Genomic DNA, 462 nt, shown 5'->3' with positions numbered 1-462 from the left:
AGATGCCGCTGGCGGGTGCAAGTAGACCGGGCAGCGGGTGCTGCTGTGGTGTGCTGTGTCCAGTGTCGCGATCCCGGGGTGAGGGGGTACGCGAGAGCTGTGCGTCAGCGGATTGAGCGTGTCCATGCGGCAACGAATAAGCGCATTGGCTAGGTGAGCGAACTTCTGTTGTTACAGTGCCGACGATTCGGACTAGCGCGCAGCAGTGCGCCAGCGGACGTGAACGCTGCCATCTGACCGCTTGGTCATGGCGAAGCCGTCCGTTTGCTGGATTTCATCCAGCAGGCGCTCCCAGTCTTCCGGCCGGTCATCCTGCTGCGTGGCTAGGTTGGCTTGGCATTCGCGCTGGGCGTGCCCGTGCAGGTTGTGCGGACGCGGATTGGCCTTGTCGGTGGGTTGCTTGTCGCCGCGCCCGTCGTTGTTGGTCAGGGTCACGTAGACCTCGCCGGTAGTGGGGTGGAC

The 462-nt window shown here is 63.9% G+C and carries 1 protein-coding gene; it reads right to left on the bottom strand.

Annotated features, from left to right (window positions below; all coding sequences use genetic code 11):
• Positions 1-192: 192 nt before the first annotated feature.
• Positions 193-462 (bottom strand): DUF1654 domain-containing protein (locus tag U8L64_RS00065; protein ID WP_442965254.1); only part of this gene is annotated, 270 nt, incomplete at its 5' end.

The organism is Pseudomonas sp. FIP_A4, assembly GCF_036701605.1.
Lineage (GTDB): Bacteria > Pseudomonadota > Gammaproteobacteria > Pseudomonadales > Pseudomonadaceae > Stutzerimonas > Stutzerimonas phenolilytica.
This window is presented reverse-complemented; position numbering and strand designations above follow the sequence as displayed.